General features: G+C 54.1%; 15 protein-coding genes. 3 read left to right on the top strand and 12 right to left on the bottom strand.

The annotated features are described in order from the left end of the window. Positions 1-278 precede the first annotated feature (278 nt). The 12 genes from FHW68_RS08330 to FHW68_RS08275 form a co-directional block, all read right to left on the bottom strand. Complete coding sequence (locus tag FHW68_RS08330; RefSeq protein WP_183679880.1) at positions 279-1,154, bottom strand: LysR family transcriptional regulator; 876 nt, start codon at positions 1,152-1,154, stop codon at positions 279-281. Between the two features lie 196 nt (positions 1,155-1,350). Continuing rightward, positions 1,351-2,508 carry a TDT family transporter gene (locus FHW68_RS08325; RefSeq protein ID WP_183679878.1) on the bottom strand — a complete coding sequence of 386 codons (1,158 nt, stop codon included), beginning with the start codon at positions 2,506-2,508 and terminating at the stop codon, positions 1,351-1,353. Positions 2,509-2,698: 190 nt separating this feature from the next. Continuing rightward, positions 2,699-2,860, bottom strand: a complete 162-nt coding sequence (locus FHW68_RS08320; RefSeq protein WP_008041684.1) for a DUF2474 domain-containing protein — start codon at positions 2,858-2,860, stop codon at positions 2,699-2,701. A gap of 15 nt (positions 2,861-2,875) precedes the next feature. Next, a complete protein-coding gene (cydB, locus tag FHW68_RS08315; protein WP_183679876.1) occupies positions 2,876-3,883 on the bottom strand; it encodes a cytochrome d ubiquinol oxidase subunit II in 1,008 nt (335 codons plus the stop codon). Positions 3,884-3,886: 3 nt separating this feature from the next. Then, positions 3,887-5,326, bottom strand: a complete 1,440-nt coding sequence (locus FHW68_RS08310) for a cytochrome ubiquinol oxidase subunit I (protein WP_183679874.1) — start codon at positions 5,324-5,326, stop codon at positions 3,887-3,889. A 711-nt stretch (positions 5,327-6,037) separates the two neighbouring features. Next, positions 6,038-6,559, bottom strand: a complete 522-nt coding sequence (locus tag FHW68_RS08305) for a fimbrial protein (RefSeq protein ID WP_183679872.1) — start codon at positions 6,557-6,559, stop codon at positions 6,038-6,040. Position 6,560: 1 nt separating this feature from the next. Further along, positions 6,561-7,052, bottom strand: a complete 492-nt coding sequence (locus FHW68_RS08300; protein WP_183679871.1) for a fimbrial protein — start codon at positions 7,050-7,052, stop codon at positions 6,561-6,563. 20 nt (positions 7,053-7,072) lie between these two features. Continuing rightward, positions 7,073-7,990, bottom strand: coding sequence for a fimbrial protein (locus tag FHW68_RS08295; RefSeq protein WP_183679869.1), 918 nt, complete (start codon positions 7,988-7,990; stop codon positions 7,073-7,075). Between the two features lie 11 nt (positions 7,991-8,001). Beyond that, positions 8,002-10,620 (bottom strand): fimbria/pilus outer membrane usher protein, encoded by a 2,619-nt coding sequence (locus tag FHW68_RS08290; RefSeq protein ID WP_183679866.1) that lies wholly within the window; start codon positions 10,618-10,620, stop codon positions 8,002-8,004. A 37-nt stretch (positions 10,621-10,657) separates the two neighbouring features. After that, positions 10,658-11,353: a molecular chaperone gene (locus tag FHW68_RS08285; RefSeq protein ID WP_183679864.1), complete on the bottom strand. Its 696-nt coding sequence runs from the start codon at positions 11,351-11,353 to the stop codon at positions 10,658-10,660. A 66-nt stretch (positions 11,354-11,419) separates the two neighbouring features. Then, positions 11,420-11,995 (bottom strand): fimbrial protein, encoded by a 576-nt coding sequence (locus tag FHW68_RS08280; protein WP_183679862.1) that lies wholly within the window; start codon positions 11,993-11,995, stop codon positions 11,420-11,422. Positions 11,996-12,235: 240 nt separating this feature from the next. Further along, positions 12,236-13,141, bottom strand: a complete 906-nt coding sequence (locus FHW68_RS08275) for a cation diffusion facilitator family transporter (protein WP_183679860.1) — start codon at positions 13,139-13,141, stop codon at positions 12,236-12,238. A gap of 449 nt (positions 13,142-13,590) precedes the next feature. On the opposite strand from FHW68_RS08275, the gene FHW68_RS08270 reads away from it, so the two are divergent. From FHW68_RS08270 to FHW68_RS08260, 3 genes are all read left to right on the top strand, one after another. Next, entirely contained in the window at positions 13,591-16,413 is a 2,823-nt protein-coding gene (locus FHW68_RS08270; protein WP_183679858.1) for an ATP-binding protein, read from the top strand. Beyond that, on the top strand, positions 16,400-17,587 hold the full coding sequence (locus tag FHW68_RS08265; RefSeq protein WP_183679856.1) for an EAL domain-containing protein: 1,188 nt from the start codon (positions 16,400-16,402) through the stop codon (positions 17,585-17,587). The genes FHW68_RS08270 and FHW68_RS08265 overlap by 14 nt, the downstream gene beginning before the upstream one ends. A gap of 80 nt (positions 17,588-17,667) precedes the next feature. Continuing rightward, a complete protein-coding gene (locus tag FHW68_RS08260) occupies positions 17,668-20,886 on the top strand; it encodes a hybrid sensor histidine kinase/response regulator (protein WP_183679854.1) in 3,219 nt (1,072 codons plus the stop codon). Positions 20,887-20,913: the final 27 nt, after the last annotated feature.

Below are 20,913 nucleotides of genomic sequence, written 5' to 3'. Positions count from 1 at the left end.
TTCAATTCAGAACGCGCCAGGTAGCCTCATGGTCAATGTCACCCCGCAGCACCATCAACCGCCGGCGACGGGCAATCGCTAAACCCAAGCCGCTCTGCAGGTTCCGTTTGAAGAGTTTCGGGCTGAGTTCGCTACTCAGCCCTTTTTTTGCCTCTTCACACAGATCAAAAGACACAGAAACGAGAACGCCACTGATTGATGATCGTCGCGCGAGCAAACGCATCTAAAAGATAGCGAGCCTTTTTCATGCAGCACCTCTATTTGCCCTTCGTTTGCAGTTACTGTCCGAGCAAGGAGAGTAATTCGCGCTCGGCCGGCCCGTCAGGAACAGCCGCGCGCCGCACAATGCTCAACGTTCGGCGAAGCGTGAGCTGCGCGCAGGTTAAAGGGATGAGTACGTCATTGGCCACTTCATCGGTGATACTGATGGAGGGCAGCCAAGCGATACCGGCACCATGAATCGCAGCCTGTTTGATGGCCTCGGTGTTGCCGAACTCCATGATTGATCCTTGCTGCACACCCAGGTCTTCGAGCACTGCCACCACCAATTCGCGGGTGCCCGATCCCATCTCGCGCATCAGCAATGGCTCGTCATCGATATCACCGGGGTTAATGGCAGTAGCATCGGCCAACCGGTGCCACGCGGCGACTACTGGCACCAAGTCATCTTCGCGAAAACGGGTAGCGGTCAATCCTTCTATATGCAACGGACCTTCAATAAAGCCCAGCGAGTAGCGCATATCCGCAACGGCCTCAGAAACCTGTTCCGTGTTGTTCACGAAAAGGCTGACCTTTATACCTGGATTGTTATTGCGAAACCGTGCAAGAACGCGCGGCAAGACATAGGTGCCGATAGTGCTGCTCGCCGCGATGGATAGGTGCCCAATCTTGGCGCTTTCGAGCTCCTTCATTGCCAGGTCGGCCGTTCTGGCAATATCAAAGAGCCGATCGGCATATTCGGCAAGAACGTCCCCTGCATGCGTCAAACGCATACCACGCGGTTGGCGTTCAAACAGTGTTAGACCGAAGCGCTCCTCAAGTTTTCGCAATTCGCGAGACAACGCCGGTTGCGAAATGTGCAACGCCTTTGCACAGGCAGTGATGCTGCCGGTCTTGGTAATCGTATGAAAGATTAAGAGGTGATGAAGGTTCATATAAGAGAAATAATCATGACTGGAGGCAAATGCTGGCGGGTACTCAGACTGTCCAGAATCTGGACGATGCAGTCAGTGCTAATGAAACAGCACTCACTTGGCACCCAGGCTGAGTAAATAAAGAGAGGTCATGCAGGAGGTCAGGTAGGCCGCTGACCTCAGGCTCGCAAGCCTGAGGCAGCTATTGATGAGTTGACTATTTAGCCAAAGACGCGAGGCATGGCGAGACGAAAAGATCTCCTCGATAGGCGCCAGCAATCGTCCTGGAAACCACGATCAACCACAGGGCCGCCAACACCAACACCAAGCATCCGCCAAAAATATTGAAAAACACGGAATGCAGAATAGCGCCCAATTTGAGCGTCGTGAGGGCATAGACGCCGATAGGAAAAGTAAACCCCCACCACCCCAGGTTAAAAGGAACACCCGCCTTAAAGTAACGGACCGTGATGAGCGTGGCCATTGCCATCCACCACAACCCCAGGCCCCAGAAAAGAATGCCGGCAATCAGGCCAATGCCTTGAGCAACCTCGCCAATCCCCTGCAATCCCTGCATCGAAAAGATCGCGGGAGCGTCGCTGCCTATGACCAGCATGCCCAACGCGCCCGTACCGATAGGCCCCAGGGATAACCAGCTGGATGCGGCCATGCTTTCGTGGGGCAGTTTGTGCAACGCCATGCGCAACAGCAGGATGACCAGAATGCTCAGCGCGACAGGAACCGAATAGGCCCACAGTACGTAACTGGTAATCAACATAACGAATTGCGCGCCGGTATCGAGCAGGTGCGGAGCCAGCGCCCCACCACTTGCAGCCGCGACTTCCGCCGCGACAACTGGCAGCAACCAGACGGCCGTCATTTGATCGATGCTGTGCTCTTGACGGGTGAACATCATGTAAGGAATCAGCACACCGCAAGCGAGCGCCATGACCACATCAATCCACCATAGGGCCTCAGCCAACGGTATGACCGCTGAGCCCCAACGAGCACCGCCGAACACTAGAAGACCATTGATAATGGTCGCAAGCCCCATCGGAATAGTGCCGAAGAACATCGAGACCGTGGAGTGCCCGAAAATCTGCTTGGCCTCGTCAAAAAACATGATCCACCGAGCCATGTACATCGCACTGAATGTACAGAACAGAAGGATGTTGAACATCCAGAGCCCTTCGGCAATGGACCTCAAGCCAGGAATGGCGAGAGGAAACTGAGCCAGGGCCAAGGCAAGAATGCCGGTGCCCATGGTCGCTGCGAACCAGTTCGGCGTGAACTGGCGTATCGCATCGCGAGGTCGGCTCAAATGGCTAAGGGGTTTGGCTCCCGCATTGATAGTTGCGGGATCTTTAAGCGACATGACAATCTTCCTGATGTATGTGTGACTGAGCGTGCGCTCATTTTTGGGTGAGTTGCTTATCGCAATTTCGCCGTTCGTTGGTTAATACGGGTATGCCCCCCACGAATGAATATGCATCGACAGCAAAGAACAGCCTCTTCGGCCAAACGCTCGACTTTTGAAGAGGCTGTATCCGGAATCAGAACGGTAGTCAGTGCGACTTCATTCCCGCCGCCTGCATGAACAGTCGGATCAGCATGGCAAACACACCCAGTGCCGCCACGCTGCCCACATAAATCACCAGCATCCAGCCCAACTTCTGCCGCAGTAGTGGCTTATGCTCGGCCGGTTCAACAATTGTCTTACTGTCCATTGGAGCCCTCCTCTACTAGTGGTAACCGTCTTCGTGGGTGACCTTGCCGCGGAACACGTAGTAGCTCCAGAAGCTGTAACCCAGGATGAACGGGATGGTGAACAAGGTGCCCAGCAGGAGAAAGCCCTGGCTTTGCGGTGGGGCAGCAGCCTCCCAGATTGAAATGGACGGTGGCACGATGTTCGGCCACAGACTGATGCCCAAACCGCTGTAGCCCAGAAATACCAGCAGCAGGGTCAGCAGGAACGGCGTGTAGTGCGCGTTGCGCGCCACCGCCTTGAGCAGGCACCAGGTTGTGACCAGCACCAGGATCGGCACCGGCAGAAACCAGAACAGGTTCGACAAGGTGAACCAACGCGAGGCAATCTCGGGATGGGTGAGTGGGGTCCAGATACTGACGATGGCAATTACCGCCAGCAGCACGAGCACCAGCGGCCGAGCCAGGTTATGCATTCGTTCCTGCAACCTGCCTTCGGTTTTCATGATCAGCCAGGTACACCCCAGCAAGGCATACGCGACGATCAGGGCCACGCCACAGAACAGGCTGAAAGGTGTCAACCAGTCCAGCTCACCACCAGCGAACTGCCGATTGACCACCGGTATACCATCGATGAACGCTCCCAGCGCCACGCCCTGGAAGAAGGTGGCGACCAGCGAACCACCTATGAAGGCTTTGTCCCAGATATGACGCTTGTGTTCTTTGGCCTTGAAGCGGAACTCAAAGGCCACGCCCCGGAATATGAGCCCGAACAGCATCAGAATCAGCGGCAGATATAACGCCGACAACACCACAGAGTAAGCCAACGGGAAAGCACCGAGCAGCGCCGCGCCACCCAGTACGAGCCAGGTCTCGTTACCGTCCCAGACCGGGGCGACGGTGTTCATCATCACGTCACGATCGGTCTTGCCCGGAATGAACGGAAAGAGAATGCCAATCCCCAGGTCGAAGCCGTCCATGATCACGTACATCATGATGCCGAAAATGATGACCACGGCCCATATCAATGGAAGATCGATACCCATAACTCAATTCCCCTTGTTCAGGCTAAGGTGGTGATCACCTTCACCGTTGTCGTCAGTAGCGGAAAGTGGACGAACCGGCGTACGTTGCTGACCAGGACCTGCGTGGCTGATTTCTGCGCTTTCGTTGGTCTTCGGACCTTTGCGCACCAGGCGCATCATGTAGCCGAAACCGGTCCCGAACAGCGCGAAATACACCACCACAAACAGCACCAGGGTAAGGCTCATTTGTGCCACGCTGTGGTTTGAGGAAGCATCGGCAGTACGCAGCAGTCCATACACCACCCACGGTTGACGACCGATTTCCGTAGTCAACCAACCAGCGAGAATCGCGATCAAACCGGACGGCCCCATGAACATCGCCAAGTACAGAAAGGGGCGGCACTGGTAAAGCGTTCCGCGTTTGCGTAACCACAAGCTCCACAATCCGGTGAAGAGCATCAACATGCCGAGGCCGGCCATGACCCGGAACGACCAGAACACAATGGTCGAGTTCGGCCGATCTTCAGGGGCAAACGATTTCAGGGCGGGAACCTGTTTTTCCAGGCTATGGGTCAGTATCAGACTGCCCAGGTACGGAATTTCGACGGTGTATCCAGTCTTCTCCGCTTTCATGTCCGGCCAGCCGAACAGAATCAGCGGCGTCGGTTCGTTACCACGGTTTTGCCAATGACCTTCAATCGCAGCAATTTTCGCCGGCTGATGTTCCAGCGTATTCAGGCCGTGCATATCACCGGCCATGATCTGAATGGGCATGACAATCAACGCCATCCACATGGCCATCGACAGCATGGTGCGGATGGCCGGGTTATCACGGCCGCGCAACAGATGCCAGGCAGCCGATGAACCGACAAAAAAGGCGGTGGCGACGAACGCAGCGATCGACATGTGTGCGAGGCGGTAGGGAAACGACGGGTTGAAAATTACCGCCAGCCAATCCGTCGGAATCACCTGTCCGTTAACGACTTCGAAACCATTGGGGGTTTGCATCCAGCTATTGGACGCCAAAATCCAGAAGGTCGATATCAGCGTTCCAAGAGACACCATTACAGTCGAGAAGAAATGCAATCCGCGCCCGACGCGGCCCCAGCCGAACAACATCACGCCCAGAAAGCCCGCCTCAAGAAAGAAGGCGGTGAGCACTTCATAGGTCAGCAAAGTCCCGGTGATGGGACCGGCGAAGTCCGAAAACCGACTCCAGTTGGTACCGAACTGATAGGCCATCACAATGCCGGACACCACGCCCATGCCGAAGTTGACCGCAAAAATCTTCGACCAGAAGTGGTACAGATCACGGTAGGTGTCGTTACGGGTTTTGAGCCACAACCCCTCAAGAACAGCCAGGTAACCCGCCAAACCGACGGTGATAGCCGGGAACAGAATATGGAACGACACCGTGAATGCGAACTGCATTCGCGCCAAGTCTAATGCCTGTAGGTTAAACATACTGCCCTCTTATATGCAGATAAAGCATGACTGCAACAGCACTTTTAAGTAAGTGACTGCGCTCTACATTACCGATGTACTTTCTCTGCCGAGATGGCACGCAGAATCACGGAAGGTAATCCGGCTCAAGTCTTTTAAATCAGCAAAAGATCATAAGCCCAACTTCAATCACCAGAATTGAATACAAAACGCAAGTCATTGGAGCACGATAAGTCTTGACTTAAAGACCCCACCCCTTGAATGAGTGTTAAATCACGCGAGACTAACCATCCATAAACACCCACAGTTCGCTTTTTCCAGGAACTCTAGAAATGGAACTCCGCAAAGCCATTAAGAACAGCAGCGATCTGTACGGTGTTCATACCTCTTATGCGTGATAATGCGTTATAGCAGTCCTCCTGATGTGAAGGTATGTAGTTTAAGTCATTTTCTTATCGGCTTTTCACCGTATTACCGGCAAGGCTTATCTGTTTTACCGATAAGGCTTTTGAAACGGGGTATCTCTCCTTGCATGATGCTTAACGCAATTTAATCCAGACGAGGCGCATAAAAAAACAGAAGCTAAATCGCTGACAAGGGTAACCGCCCGAAACTATTACAAAGGTCGAGACATTTTTTCTTTCGAATATGCCGGCATCCAGGCTCTTTAATGGAGGGAGAGATGCAGTTACAAAACCACCAACCTGTTACATAAATGAGAGCCTACTGCTACTACAGGTAAACGATCTCCATCATCAGGGTTGCGTTATAACTGCCAACCGCAGGTAACTCCTGTGCGCCGAGTACCGGCTTGACCGAAAGCTTGAGATTGAGCGCTGTCTCCTCTACCAAAAAAGTAAGTGGCTCGCCAAGGTTGAAATCCACTTCGCGGACAGTGCCTGTCACGTCGCTCAGACGGGTTTTCAATCCCAGTTTGTCCAACGTGGTACGCAATGTAGAGGCGTCGTAGGCGCCGTTGCCGGCAGTAAAGCGCAATTGCACATTACTGCCTTTCGTACATTGGAAACCCAGGGCAACGTCTGTCCACTCGTTAAGCCCCATTCTCAATGAGTTGAGACTCACGCTGGGAAGATCAACGCTTTGCATAGCCCCAAAATTGGCGGTACAGGGCGGCTTGATAAGGCTGCCGCTGATGTCGAGACGGGTGGTATCAGCGGCTATGGTCTTGGTGGAGCAAAGCATGACCGCAGACAATAACGTCCCCCACAGCATCACCCTGATGACCGTTGACATATCACAAGTACTCGATACTGATCATCGTCGAAGCACTGAAATCACCCTCGGTGAGCGCACCCGTCGCAACGAGCTTTGCCTTCATGCTCAAGTCTACGGCGCCGCTTTGCGCGGTCAGCGTACGTTTCGCCCCCGTGATATCAACTTCCGAACTGTCGCTGTCCAGCGTCAGCGTATACGCTAGATTGGCCTTGTTCGTTGCCGCCCGGGTGGTCGAGCCGGCCGTGGCGCTCGAGGCCTTGACGCTGACACTCAAGGAAGAGTTCGCCGGACAAGATAGCGTAATGGGCACAGGGATCACTGGCGCGGAGGAGACTTGGTCATAACGCAGGCTGCCGAAATTCACGCTCAACGTCTTGCTGCTGGTCACCGTGCAAGGCGGCCTGGTGAGAGTGCCAGATACATTAATGGTGACAGTATCGGTAATCGCGAGTGCAGACCGGCAGGTCAGCATCACGACAACGGCAGCGGTCAGCGACAGAGGCAATTTCATGATCAAGTTCCTTTGTAAGATCAGGGATAGACAATGTTCAGTGTGTACTGGCTGGAAAATTCCCCGACAGGGGAACTGCCAGCATTGAGTTGGGGCCGGAACCCAAGTTGTATGAGGTTGGTACCCGCGCTCATTGCAAAACTGCGTGGCGTGTTAAAAACAACGGCGCTGCTGCTGTCGACCCATGTGGCGGCCATGGATAAACCGTCAAGGGTGGTTGCGGATACACCAGGGGAACCATTGACCGCGCTTTGCGTCGGTACGAGCGTGACATTGACTTGCGTGTCTGCGGTGCAGTTCAAGCTGATTTCAGCCACCTGCTGCGACGAGGCGAAATCGTTGCTCGTAAGCGCACCGAACCCAAGAGAAAGATGAGACGCCGAGTTCATGGAGCAGGCGGGTTGAACGACGGTATAGGCGACTAGTACCGTCCCAACGAGGAATTTAGTAGAAAAAGCTCTATCGTATCCATATATACTCACCTCGATATGCTGAAATCCTGGCGTGGACATCGTAATTCCAGAAATCATGAAATCGTATGGAAAAGTATCGTCGACATCCAGGTACCCTTCACAATTGCGCGGTTCAAAGCAATTAGTTGCTGATAGAGCACTTTCATAAGGCACGGGATCACCGGTTGCTGCTGCCACTACCGTTACATATTGCCCCGGAATACTCTTTACGGTCTGTGTTTGGGCATAGTACCCACCCAGCGCGATGATTGAGTTCGTTTTGCAAGTTCCTGATAAACGGGTCTGAAAAGGACTGAGTGGACCAACCTCTTTTAGAGACAAGACCGTTTGGCGGTTGCTGCAAGTTAAATCAAGTATTGGATCCGCAGACATAGCGTATTGACTGGCAACGCTGCAAAAAACAATAAATAAGCAGCGCCTGATTTTTATTAACCAGATAAATTTTCCCATTGTCAGATCACGCATAGGAGCACCTCTCATTCGTTATCGTCAGCCGTTATCTTTTTGGAGGGGGTGCAAGTGACTTTGAACTGACCAATGCCCGTTGGCGGCAGGTTGTATTGTTTTAGGTCCAGGTTCTCGCTACACCAAAGTTTGTCGTTAACCTTGATGACCAGTCGAAACCTGTCCGGTACACCGGTCAGGAACACCCTGCCCTTGTCTGCAATCATCGCGTCGCTGAGCAAGTTGTCTTCAAGATCGAATACTTGGGCTTGTGCCGCAAACGGCGCGGGCGCGCCCTGCTGTGTGGTGACGCTGGCCAAGAGGCGACGGCCGTTATGGGTCTGAAAATTGGCCAACACGAAAGCGCCGCGGTTAGGCGTGACTTCCTGGACCAGTCCAGGAATATCGACATCATCGGATAACGAGTCAGTGTTGAGTGACACTCGATTATTACGATAAGGCTGGGCCGACGAAATAATCGTGTAGCCACTGCTGTTGGTCTTGACGCCGCTTCGGGTCAATACGCCGACATCGGCGGCACCAGGTGTGGCCACGATAATATTCGTCTCCCCCAGCGGCTGAGAAAACATCACTGTATCCCGCGTGGCGACGACAGCCCCTTCTACGCCATAGTCCAATTGCCGATTGTTTTTATCGCTGTTGTACGAACCGTGCCAAATTCCATTGGCACCGTTGTAACGTGCGGCAACCGAACCTCCCACGACCCGTTCATCATTACTGACCTGCTGGTTGACGCCCAAGGTGTAGGACAGCGCATCGTCCTGGAACTTGGAGCCGCTGAAAGTGGCTGAGCGAGTGGCTCCGCCGTTGGAATCCTGGGTGCTGCTCAAACCAATACGGCTGCTGCTGCCAGGCTGTCCCAGAGGAATGCTCACACTCAAGGACAGGCTGCGAGTGTCATCACCGCTGCTATTGTTCTGCGCCAGCCCAAGGTTGTAAGAGGCATAACCGACGCTGAAACTGTAACCCAGCTGCAACGACGTGTTGCTCTGGGCCATATTCCAGTAATCGGTCTTGGTCAAGCTGGCGAACATGCCACCGTAATCGTTTAATTGCTGCGATACACTGGCTGTAAAGCTGCTTTTCATATGGCCTTGCAGGTACGGCGAAAATACCCGACCGCTGTCCAGGGACTCATCGACATAGGGGGTTAACGAACGATTACTGCGCGCATTGACCGCCTCATTGAAGCTGTAATAACCGCTCGTGGAATAGCGATAGCCAATCAGGCTGAAGTTGGTGTCTGTCAGGTCTAACGTTTTGGAATAGCGAAAACGATAGGACTGACCCGAAAGCGTTTTAGCCTCAGGCCCCATGTCATCGCTGACCGCATGGGTCACATCGACGGAAATCGCACCGACGCCGGCAAAATCGTAAGCAAAACCCAATAGCGATGACTTGTATTGATCGCTGACTATGGCGCCGCCAAACAGCGTCGTGCCGTCGCTCAATCCGCGGCGCAACGTGCCCAGCACAAAGGCTGGTTTTTCCTGACTGACTGCCTCATCAGCCGGTCGATACTGCCCTGCCGTCAACGAGTAGCTTTGCTGGCCTTCACGCATCATGTAGGGCACCGAAGAAAACGACTGGGTGTAGACCTGACGCTCGCCATTGGGGCCTTCGACAGTCACCTCGATATCGCCGTTACTGGAAGTTGAATAAAGATCCTTTAACGCGAACGGACCGGAAGGCACCCATTGTTCACTGATTACGTAACCGCGCTGGCGTAACGTGACCAATGATCGACCGTTTGCCACGCCACGCACGACGGGCGCGAAGTTGCGCGAGTTTTCAGGCAGCATGTCCAGGTCCGACTCGATGCCAACACCGCGAAAGGAAATGGAGTCGAATAATTCGCTATCGGTAGAGCTCTCGCCGATTGTGGCAATGGCCATCATGTCGCCCAGATCGCGCTGGGCATAAGTATCTACCGATTTCCAATTGCCATCGACGTTGGTGCTTTTCTGCCAGGTCGAAAAATTACGCAAGCGCCAGGCACCGGTATTGATACCGCTGCGCAAACTACCGAACTGTGACTGACGATTGCCGTACGACGCTTCGTAATGGCTACCGGAAAAATTATAGTTGGAAAAGGCTACTTGCTCCCCGTCACTCCAGCTTTTACGCCTGATTGCAAACGGAACGCTGCCGATGTACGCCTGCGGAATCTGCAGATCCAGATGCTGCTTATGAAAGTCGTACGTATAGGTGATATCAGCCAAGTCATTGTTGAAGTAGACACATTGGTCGACACTGATATCGGCCTGAGCTAACCGGCTCGATTCAACCCCCAACGCTGCCAGGTCATCAACACTGAAACAGGGGAACAATCCCGTGGGAGATGGTTTCTGATTCGCTGTTTCCTGAACGAATCGCACGTCACGTTGCTCTACCTTCCGATTATCGACGGTCACATTGACACGGTACACGCCCGGCAGTTGCCCCTTGCTCATGGTCTTGACTTGCTCGACCACTTCGGCTGAAGTGTTACCTCCGCCAATTTCAAGAAATGAAGCATCAAAGCCGTAATCCGCGTAAACCGCAGGGGTTGTCAAACCTGAAGTAATCAGGGCAAAACAACTCCAATATTTGGGTAGGCGCGCATAGGCACACATGCGCAAACGAGGCATGAGAGAGTCCTTTCCTTAAGATTTAGAACCTTAATACTTAGTGAACTGTGACGGGGTCTGCCTTGACGGTGCTGCCGTATTCATTTATATAACTTAGTACAATCTTATCGCCCGCTTTAAGTGCTTGCGAGGACTGCAGTGTACTAACAGGCCTAATAACTTCAGGCAAATCTTTATTAAGGGTGTTATTAACCAATACCTCACTCACCACCACATTAAAACCTGAGCGATTACGAACACTCAGCTTGCCATCGTCAACGCTCCACTGCAGTTGATCAACGGCCTCCTTCAGTGACCCCTTCAAGTGTTCCGGGCGATAAAAAAGTTTGATCGTCGTTTTCAATGCAATCTGCAGTACGTTCTGACTGTGCTGCTCGGCGCTCACCGCCGGGATAGCCTTGACATTGACAAAGAACAAACTCTCCCTATCGCCGGGCAAGTGCTGTACGTTGGTTGCGATTATTCGCAGAATGTTCTGACTTTTCGCATCGAGTCTAAACAACGGCGGAGTAATAATAAATTCATCGGCACTGATGTCGCGATTGTCATAAGGACTTACCCAAGACTGAACCAAATAAGGCGAATCATCATCGGTGTTGGCCAGAGAAAGATTCGCCTCTTTGTCTTTACCTTGGTAAACCACGCGTGTGGTGCCCACGTTGACGCCCGCCTGAAGCTGGGGCAACCAAAAACACGCCGCCAAAGCCGTAAAGGCCGCAACTTTTAAGCGCATGATAAATAGTCCTCGGTTAACACCAGGGCTCGCTGCTGAATTCGACCCCTGGCGTTAATATCATGATTACTTGTAGGTCACATCGAAACTGGCCAGTGCATTTACCTGGCCGGTGCCGATACCGCGAACACCAGGCTTGCCATCAGCCCCTTCTGTGTCTGCAACCAGGCGCACGTAGGATGCGGTGAAGTCAAAGGTATTGGACTGCGGACGCAACACGTAATCCGTGCTGGCGGTATTGAGGGGTAGCTTGGCTCCGGTGCGGGCATCGTTGATTTGAATACCGACTCCCGCTACCTGATTGGCACCGGTCATGCCCAGGATCGTTGGATCGGAAGACGACTGCTGCCCGCGAAAGGTGATCGCCGCATTTTTCAACGTGGCACTGCTGCAGTTTTCCAGCGAGATGGAAAACGGAGCGGAGCCAGCGGTGGCGCCGACCGTATTGGCAAAGTCAGCCACGCGAACCTGGCCCAAATCAACCGACTTCTTCACATTTTCGGTACTGATGGTACAAGCGTTGTCATTGATCGAACCCGTGAATTCAACTTGGCCGTCCGACGCCTGCGCGCTGACGGCGGCCATCAGGATCAACAACGAGGAGCCACACAGGGCGGTGCATTTACAGATATTCTTAACCATGAAAGTTACCTTTAGCTGTAGTAGATGTGCAATTTCATCATTTAACGTCCCTGTTCCACGGCTTGCCGTAGCAGGTGAATCAATGATGCATTGGCACATGCACCCAACCCATAAGACGATCCTTAAACGTCACTAATCTGCACGAATAAAAATGCGCGGCAAGGCAACAATACTGGTTCACTTAATTACTATTGATGGTCGCATGCGTTCATGCGCGCTCTCGTTTGATCCCTAAGAAAATCAGACAATCCACTTTCGATCTCCGGTAAAGCAGATGGTCAACCATCGTGTATTGTCCGGCTTGCCAAGCTTGGCGGAAATCTGTTCCCTGAGTGCATCTAGCTTTCCCACATCCTGCAATTGATAATCCATCGGCAACACTACATGGATCTCGATAAACCGCGCGCGTCCATGTTTCTGAACATACGAGACGTATTCGGAAAAACCCTGATCGGCTTTAACCTCATCCATCACTCGGCGAACTTTTTCATCCAGCTGATCCGGGACGATCCCGAGTACATCGCGTAAAGCTGGCCTTAAGATCTTAAGCGCCGGTGCGAGCATGCTCAGACCCAACAGGATCAGGATAGATGGATCGACGTAAGCGGCCCATGCGCCATAGCCTTGCGACTTGAGCACCAACGCGGTGAGAAAGCTGACCAGCAAGCCGATCGAAAGCATTGCATCCACCAACCAACTGATATTGTCGAACTGGATCAGCGAAGATTTCAACTTACGATTGCGATATCGGACATAGAAGAAATAGCCCAAACAGACCACGCTAAGCAGTGCCGCAAAAGGGATCACTATGCCCAATTCGACCTCGCGACCACCATTGATTATGCCAAACATACCGCTGAGAAAGGCGTAAATTGCAATCAATAACAGAAAGCTGCCTTCGATGAGCAGTACCATCGGCTCCAGGTGCCAGAAGCCAAACTGGAAGCGCTGGTTGCTCTCCTTGGCAATCAATTTGGCGGTGATCAGCATTAGAACCTTGATGAAGGTTGCGATCAACGAAAAAAACCCATCGAACAAAATCGACTGGGAGCCAGAAAAAAAACCCGTGATGATAGCGGCAATTGCCACAGCAAACATCAGCGCGGTCGATTGTTTGAGCAGTGTCTGCTCAATACGGTTACTCACATTGCCTCCTACGACATAATTCAACTCGCCGCCTGGCGCGGCCAAGTCTGCGAAGCTTAGTCTACGTCACAGACTTTACACAGTTCACGTGAAATATACTACCGAATATATATAAGAATCTTCCTATATACGCATGCCCACTTACCCCGAAAATCGACCACAGAACGGCAAATAAATAAATTATTGCCATTTAGGAATCGTCTTATGTTCTTATAGTTATAGCCGTGAGTTAGTGTGATCAATCAATGGAACACCCTATAAAACCACACAAAAAATCTTAACGAGTCAGGTAGTCCTGCGGCTTATACATTCTAGCAACACCAAACTAAAGCTTCGAGATGATGTAACCGTGGATGATGTTAATGTACCGACGGCGAACAAAGGTAAAGAGCGCCAGTTTTAGGAATCGACTGATACCCCCTCAAATACCCTGTCGATAGGGTAGTCAGATGAAACTGAAGAACTACCTTTACCAGATCAACCCCCTCCTCTCTACGCCAAACGCCGCAAGACGTTTGTTGCGTATTTTTGGCGTGATTTTGCTCGTCGGCATACTAAGCGGCGTCTACAGTTTCCTGCTGCTCACGTTCAACGCCGAAGTGTCGCGCAGACGCAGCCACATGAGCAGTGCGATTGCAGAAGCCCATACATTTTTCACCATCCGCCAAGCGCTGCTCGAAAGCCTTAGCCTGTCGGCAATTCGCAAGCCAGATGGCGTAAAGCCGCAAGTATCACCCGAGGAAGTCCATTTGCTGCTGGGCAATACGCGCGGCAAGCAATGGAGCATTTGGCTGAGCGAGCGGATTCGGCAATATCTGACGAGCAAGCAGGTCAACTTGCTGTACGTCAGCAGTGGCAACAATCTTCAGGTGAAAAGGCTTTATACGGCAACACCGGTCGTGGCCGATTTTCCACAGGCAATGCTCAAACGCTTGCAAGCGTTGAAAGGTGAGAACTCAAGTGCGATGGACGAGCTGTGGCTGACCAATCAATCGTCCAGCCATTCTCAGTTATACATATTCATTCGCCTTGATACGCACGACCTCGATTCCGGCTGGTTGGGTCTTGAGATGGACGGCCGCGAAGTATCCCACGCGCTGGATGATCAAAGCGCCGGGCAATTCATGATGTTCAACCCCGACGGCATGCTGGTGTTCAGCAACAGCCAACCTGCACAGATCTGTAAAAATCTCATGCAAATGCAGCGTCAGAATTTCTTTGGCTTCGTCGGCAAAAATTTTCTGCCCGATAATCTGGTGATGCGCAAACAATTGAAGTCATCCGACTGGCAGTTGGTCTACTCCATCGATTTGCGCGATGTGCTCATCGCACTATGGCCACGACTTGGCGGCGCCCTACTGTTTTGCCTGTTCAGCATCAGCCTGGTGTGGATTGTGATTCGACGCCTCGAATACCGGTTCATCACGCCCACCATCAGTCGTATCCAGGCGCTGGTCGAAAGCGAACTATTCAGCAGCGACGTGATCCAGACCGCACCCGTTGCGCTGTGTGTGCTGCGGCGCGTCAACGGCCAGGTGGTGCTGGAAAACACATTGTCACAGCAATGGCTGGGCCAAAGTGGTGAGCGTGAACGGCTCAGTCCGCGCTGGATCTACCAGGCATTCGATGAGATGAACCCGCAAGTCACTGACTACTTCGAAGCTGCCGACGGTCGTCACCTGTACCTGAGTTGCGCGCCCACCCGTTACAAGGGCGAAGACGTCTTGCTCTGCGCCTTCAGTGACATCAGCACCCGCACTCAGATTGAAGATGCGTTGGATCAGGCGCGGCAATTGGCCGATGCAGCGAACGAAGCAAAAACCCTGTTCCTGGCCACCATGAGCCATGAAATCCGCACGCCTTTATACGGCGTGTTGGGCACCTTGGAATTGCTGGCCCGAACCGAACTGGATGCGCAACAAACCAACTATCTGCGCACCATCGAAGGATCATCCGCGACGCTGTTGCAATTGATCTGCGATGTACTCGATGTATCGAAAATCGAAGCCGGGCAACTGGCGCTCGAACTCACGGAGTTCAGCGTACTCGAACTGATTCACGAAGTGATCCAGGGATACGCAGCAGCAGCCCACGGCAAGGGCCTTGACCTATATGCGGTGATTGATCCGAAACTGCCGGAACGGATGATCGGCGATGTGTCGCGCATCCGCCAAATTCTCTACAACCTGCTGAGCAACGCCGTCAAATTCACCGACGCGGGCCATATCGTCCTGCGCGTGAGTCTGATTGGCCGCGACGGCGAGCGCGCCAATTTGTTCTGGCAAGTCTCGGACACTGGAAAAGGCATCACTCAGGAGGACCAGACACGAATTTTTGAACCCTTCTATCAAACTCGTGGCCACGCCAACGTGATCGCCGGCACTGGCCTCGGCCTGCCCATCTGCCAGCGCCTCACTCACTTGATGAATGGCAGTATCCGCGTGGTCAGCGAACCCGGACTGGGTAGCAGTTTTTCGCTGACTCTCTCTTTGGAACAGCCCTCAAGCCCCGCCTTGAATGACAGTTTCACGCCATTGTTGCCAAAAGTGGTGTTTGTGCTTTCACCCGTTCGCGAACTCGCGGAAGCCATGAGCGGCTGGTTGCGTCGATGGGGCGCACGCCCGCAGCTCGATCGCCCTTCGCGCGGCGCCGATACGCCAGACAGCGTGCTGCTTGAGTTGCATCCCGGTTGCTACAAAGCGCGCCTGGTCACTGAATGGACGGGGCCGCTGGTGATGGCCACTGGCGAGGGCTACAACGAACCCCAGGCAGGTTCCGGCGGCTGGGTCGTCAACATCAACTATCTGGAGGCCATTCATCAGGCCGTCAGTCGCGCCCAAGGGCTTTCGGCAATCAAACCGGAAAAAGACAATCTGCAATGGCAGCTGAAAAAGTTGCATTTACACATACTGGTGGCTGAAGACAACGTCATCAACCGGTTGATACTGCATGACCAATTGCAGGAACTAGGGTGTACGGCAGAACTGGCCGGCAATGGTGAGGAGGCACTGACGATGTGGCGCAGAGGTCGCTTCGACGTGATTCTGAGCGACGTCAACATGCCGCGCAAAAATGGCTACGAACTGGCGCGAGAGTTGCGCCGTATGGGTTGCCACGTGCCGATCATCGGCGCAACCGCCAACGCCATGCGCGGCGAAGAAGCCCTGTGTCTGGCTGCTGGAATGAACCATTGCCTGGTCAAACCTTTCACGTTGCAGGCTTTGCACAACCAACTGGCGCCTTACGAAAGAACTCCTAATGAAACCACTTAGTATCCTGATCGTTGAAGATCACCCGTTCCAGCAACGGTATTTACGGAATCTGTTCAGCGAACTGGGAGACTTTGAGCTGAAGTTCGCTCAAGAAGGCAGCGTAGCGCTGGACGTCCTTAAAAGACACGACTTCGATCTGGTGCTGACTGATTTGCTAATGCCGGGGATGGACGGCGTCCAGTTCATTCAGGGTCTGGCAGCTTCAGGTTCGAGGCCCGCGCTGGCGATCATGAGCGTCGCCTCCCGACGCATGCTGACTAGCGCCAGCCTCGCCGCGCGCAATCTGGGCATCAGCGTCATCGGCCTGATTTCCAAACCGGTCAAGAGCGGTGCATTGCATAAGCTAACCGAGCAGTTGAGAAAAATGCATCAAGCAACACTGCCTCCGCCCGGCCCGCAAATTGATCTCCCGGCAATACTCGGGGCGCTGGACAAGGGTGAATTGCAAGCCTGGTTCCAGCCAAAAAAGTCGCTGGCCAACGGCAATATCGTCGCAGCAGAGGCGCTGGTGCGCTGGATCCATCCCGAGCATGGGGTGCTGTTGCCGGGTGTGTTTCTGCCCGCCTTCAAGGCATTTGGCCTGGAGGAAAGCCTGCTCTGGAGTATTCTCGAGCAAGCGATGAAGGCGCAGAAACTATGGGACGTTCAAGGTTACGCGATTCCCGTGTCAATCAACTTGCCTACCCACTTGCTTAACAGTGCGGACCTGCCGGACCGGATTCTGCAATTTGTCCTCAATCACCATGGTGTCCCGGCGATGATCTGTTTTGAGCTGATGGAGTGTTCGAAACCCGACGACATCAGCAACTTCTACGCCGGTGCGTGCCGATTGCGCATGAAAGGATTCGGGCTTTCACAGGACGATTTCGGTCAGGGCTACAGTTCGTACATGAATCTGGTGTCGACGCCGTTCACTGAATTGAAGATTGACCGGGCGCTGGTGCACGGCTGCGGCGAAAATGAAGAGTTGAGTCTGGCCCTGACCAGCATCGTCGCACTTGGACGTCAGTTGGGTCTCACGGTGGTGGCCGAAGGCGTGGAAACAGCACAGGAGCTGGCGCTATTGCGTAGAATCAACTGCACTCAGGTTCAGGGGTTTCTCATTTCCCATGCGGTGTCATCATCCGAATTTCAGCAACTGCTGACCCAGGACGGCCCAGCTGTGGTGGATTGAATCCCTGGCGCACAGATTTTGTTTGCATCAGAGGTAGCGGTGTCCAAGGCTTATCTAAACGTCTCCAACAGGCTGGTCCAATGACTCATCCCAATGCGCGTCTGCACAAACTGGCCAGTAGCTCGCTGCGCATGAATAAAGGTGTCGTGGTGCTGTGCGGTCTGGCATCAGTGTTGGTTGGTCTCAGCGTCTGGGGCCTGAATCGTATGGTCGCCGAACAGCGTGATGCGGTGCGTTATCACTTCGCCCGACTGATGGAGAACATTGGCGAACAAGACACTTTCCTCAGCGCTATCGTCAAGCAGAGTGCCAAGGGACTCACGCTGAATACGCAGCGGATGAGCATGTCTGTTCAAGAACCTATGCCCGAGCAAGGCAGCGGGATTTACCGGGCTCAAGAGCAGTCTTTTTCCCTCCCCTTCAGCGTCAAGATCAACCCGGCAGCGATTGAAACGGCTGAGCGCGCCAAGGTGTTCGCGCTGGGCGCGCATCTGGCCAGCTACTACAGCGCATTCTGGTCGGCCTCGCACTATCAGTCGCCCCAGGTGTTTCTATTCAACGTCCCCGACAACTTTGATATCGCCGTGCCCGCCGCCGGGCAATTACGCGGCGCCGGGCAGATCCAGGGGGTCAGCTTCCAGCAAGTAGTGACGCACGTATTGCAGCGCCTGCAGGAGAAAAATCCGCAACCAGTGGACAGCCGGGTTCACTGGGTTCGCTATGGTGCTGAAGTGGATAAAGACCTCGCGCCGAGGGTACTGGCTTACATCAATGTCGACCTGCCGGCAAGCCAACTGGACATTGACGGTGCCAGTACGTGGGTAGTCGTGGCATCGCTGTTGAACCTGAGCCAGATCAACGATATCGAGCGCATCATGAAATGGTCGATCTACGACCGCTTCAGTCTCACCGCGCCAAACGGCAATCTGTTGGTCGGCACCGAGCCGCCGGACCGGACGTTGAGCGAAGGGCTGAACGTTCGCCTCGACGGTCTGGTGTTCAAGATTTCCAATGAAGGCCCACAACGCTGGACAGCGGTTTACGTAGTCGGCTTCAAGAGCTTTATCGATTACGCGTGGTGGCCACTGCTCGGCGTTTTGACGTTAATGATTGCCACCATTGGTGGTGGCTGGGCCTTCAATCGCTGGTACAAAACCCGCGTGGTGCTGCCCGCGCATCAAGCGCATCAGAGCATTGCCGAAAGCGAGGCATTCAGCCGCGCGGTCATCGACGCTGCCCCCACCGGGCTGTGTGTGGTGCATTGCAGTGATCATCGAGTATTGCTGGAAAACCAGCGTATTCAGGAGTGGCATCAAAGCGATCGACTGATCGCGGTCCTCAACCAGAAACGCCCGCTGACCAGCCCCGGGCAGACCGACCTCGAAATCGATGGACGCCATCTGCACGCGGGGGTGGTAGGCGCACGCTACCATGGCGAAGATGTCTGGATCTGCGCATTCCATGACGTGACCCGGCATATAAATGATGCCGCGGCACTGGAGCAGGCATTGCGTGCGGCCGATTCGGCGAATGAGGCGAAAACGCGCTTTCTGGCGACCATGAGCCATGAAATCCGCACGCCGTTGTACGGCGTTCTTGGCACGCTCGAACTGTTGGGCCTGACCGATCTCAGGCCGCGTCAACAGGAATACTTGCGCACCATTCATCGTTCGTCGGCCACCCTGTTTCAGCTGATCAGCGACGTACTCGATGTATCGAAAATCGAATCCGGGCAGATGACCATTGAAGCTCAGGACTTCTGCCCGCTGGAGCTTACCGAAGATACTTTGCGCGCCTACAGTGCGTTCGCCGAGGCCAAAGGCTTGCAGCTTTATGCCTGCATTGATTCGTCGGTCCCGGACAGGGTGCAAGGCGATCCGCTGCGCATCCGGCAGATTCTCAATAATCTGCTGAGCAATGCGATCAAGTTCACCGACAACGGTCGCGTGGTATTGCGACTACGGCTGCTGGATCAAAACGCCGGTGGCGCCAATCTGCAATGGCAGGTCAGCGACTCCGGAATCGGGATTTCCCAAGCGCAGCAAACGCAGCTGTTCGACCCGTTCTATCAAGTGCGCGATGCGTCCAGCGAAGCCGGCGCCGGCCTCGGCCTGGCGATTTGCTGGTGGTTGTGTGAACTGATGGCCGGACAATTGAAAGTGGTCAGCGAACCCGGACTGGGCAGTAGTTTCTCTTTGCATTTGCATGTCGCTTGCGCAGAAGGCCAATTGACCGACTGCCCTGAGTTCGCGCCTGATGCGCCGCCGATTTACGTACAGGCACCGGCGCCCGAACTGGCACAGCATGTCTGCAAATGGTTCAACCGACTGGGCCAGGAAACCCGCATCCTCGGGCCGGACGCGAAACACTTGCCCGGCTCTTCAGCACTGCTGCTGGATGTGTTGCCGTCCTCGCAACCTGCCTGGGCCGGCCCGCGCGTCATCGCCACGACTGCGGGGGCAAATCCGGCGGAATACACCGCCCAGGGTTGGTCGGTCGATGCACATGACATCCGGGCGATGGCTTGGGCGGTCAGTTTCGCCCAACAAGGTGCGGGTAAACGAAGCCGAACGGCGCTCACGGAGCAGGTCCGACGCCTGGATCTGAACATTCTGATTGCCGAAGACAACCCGATCAATCGGGCGATCATCAAAGAACAACTGGAGGCGCTGGGCTGCACAGTGGTCGCCACGGCCGACGGCGAACAAGCCCTCCACCAATGGCTGCCAGGCGTGTTTGACATGGTGCTGACCGACGTCAACATGCCTGTCATGAATGGCTATGAACTGGCTAGGGCGCTGCGCAGGAACGATGCTGATTTGCCGATCATCGGCGTCACAGCCAATGCCCTGCGCGATGAAGGCGAACATTGTGCGGCGGTGGGCATGAACGCATGGCTCGTCAAGCCATTGAACCTGCACATGCTGCGCACACAATTGCTCAAACATTGCAAAGTCGCCGATCCATTACCCGCCGTTGATCCCGACCAGTGTGCACCTGATGTTCCTCGCCCTGATCAGCCGCAGTTTTCGCCGAAAATGCGTGCGTTGTTCTTCAGCACCATGCAACAGGACATTGGCAAGGTCACGGCCTCACTTCAAGACAACGACGCGGCTGCACTTGGTCGCCATCTGCACAGCATGGCCGGAGCTTTGGGCGCCGTACGGGCGGACAAGTTGGCGGACGTTTGCGTCAGCCTCGAGAGCCGCCTGGATGGCCGTCCTCTTACTCCGGCTTTGGCCACCGAGATTGGCGCTATGCTGGGGCAACTGACAGCCATGCTCGACGCGCTGGAGTAGTCCGTATGCATTCAAAAATAAATCAGG

Origin of the sequence: Pseudomonas sp. Tn43, assembly GCF_014192635.1 — a bacterium.
Lineage (GTDB): Bacteria > Pseudomonadota > Gammaproteobacteria > Pseudomonadales > Pseudomonadaceae > Aquipseudomonas.
This window is presented reverse-complemented; position numbering and strand designations above follow the sequence as displayed.

Coding starts and splice junctions, on each gene's coding strand:
- FHW68_RS08330 (WP_183679880.1), bottom strand. CDS start 1,154: ATGAACCTTCATCACCTCTTAATCTTTCATACGATTACCAAGACCGGC.
- FHW68_RS08325 (WP_183679878.1), bottom strand. CDS start 2,508: ATGTCGCTTAAAGATCCCGCAACTATCAATGCGGGAGCCAAACCCCTT.
- FHW68_RS08320 (WP_008041684.1), bottom strand. CDS start 2,860: ATGGACAGTAAGACAATTGTTGAACCGGCCGAGCATAAGCCACTACTG.
- cydB (WP_183679876.1), bottom strand. CDS start 3,883: ATGGGTATCGATCTTCCATTGATATGGGCCGTGGTCATCATTTTCGGC.
- FHW68_RS08310 (WP_183679874.1), bottom strand. CDS start 5,326: ATGTTTAACCTACAGGCATTAGACTTGGCGCGAATGCAGTTCGCATTC.
- FHW68_RS08305 (WP_183679872.1), bottom strand. CDS start 6,559: ATGTCAACGGTCATCAGGGTGATGCTGTGGGGGACGTTATTGTCTGCG.
- FHW68_RS08300 (WP_183679871.1), bottom strand. CDS start 7,052: ATGAAATTGCCTCTGTCGCTGACCGCTGCCGTTGTCGTGATGCTGACC.
- FHW68_RS08295 (WP_183679869.1), bottom strand. CDS start 7,990: ATGCGTGATCTGACAATGGGAAAATTTATCTGGTTAATAAAAATCAGG.
- FHW68_RS08290 (WP_183679866.1), bottom strand. CDS start 10,620: ATGCCTCGTTTGCGCATGTGTGCCTATGCGCGCCTACCCAAATATTGG.
- FHW68_RS08285 (WP_183679864.1), bottom strand. CDS start 11,353: ATGCGCTTAAAAGTTGCGGCCTTTACGGCTTTGGCGGCGTGTTTTTGG.
- FHW68_RS08280 (WP_183679862.1), bottom strand. CDS start 11,995: ATGGTTAAGAATATCTGTAAATGCACCGCCCTGTGTGGCTCCTCGTTG.
- FHW68_RS08270 (WP_183679858.1), top strand. CDS start 13,591: ATGAAACTGAAGAACTACCTTTACCAGATCAACCCCCTCCTCTCTACG.
- FHW68_RS08265 (WP_183679856.1), top strand. CDS start 16,400: ATGAAACCACTTAGTATCCTGATCGTTGAAGATCACCCGTTCCAGCAA.
- FHW68_RS08260 (WP_183679854.1), top strand. CDS start 17,668: ATGACTCATCCCAATGCGCGTCTGCACAAACTGGCCAGTAGCTCGCTG.